1 pseudogene is annotated in these 449 nt (G+C 35.0%); it reads right to left on the bottom strand.

The features are described 5' to 3' along the window. Nucleotides 1-449 (bottom strand): annotated as a pseudogene (locus IU405_RS00855) (alpha-amylase); the annotation flags it as partial.

Below are 449 nucleotides of genomic sequence, written 5' to 3'. Positions count from 1 at the left end.
TCTTTAGAAAGTGAGAAGCTACTGTTGGTTGGGTTTGGATACAGGTTTAATATAGATTCTTTGATTGTACTATCATCTAAAGATAAAGTGGCTTGTTGGTTTCCAAAAATTCTGAAAGAACCAGGAGCCAAATTAATAGTTGAAGCACTGTAAGTTGTATTTCCTGAAGGATCCATCAAATCAACCCAATTGCCAGCAAAAGGGAAATTGGTATTTACGGTTTGAGAAACCACATCAAAATTGGCTAAAACGATTACATTTCTTAAAGATGAAGTAGGAATATTGGTATTGAAAACATCAATTCTTGGCAATAATGTTCCAGAAGTCATGCTGTAATCACCTTCAAAAACGGGTTCATTGATTTTCAAGGCATTGATTCTTGCCCAATCATCATAAACTTTCTTTCTGTTTGGATTAGACAACCAGTTTTCTGTCCATTGAGGTTGTTG

The sequence above is a fragment of the Polaribacter sp. BAL334 genome, from assembly GCF_015767435.1.
Lineage (GTDB): Bacteria > Bacteroidota > Bacteroidia > Flavobacteriales > Flavobacteriaceae > Polaribacter.
The sequence above is the reverse complement of the archived record's forward strand: the minus strand, read 5'-3'. Positions and strand labels throughout refer to the sequence as shown.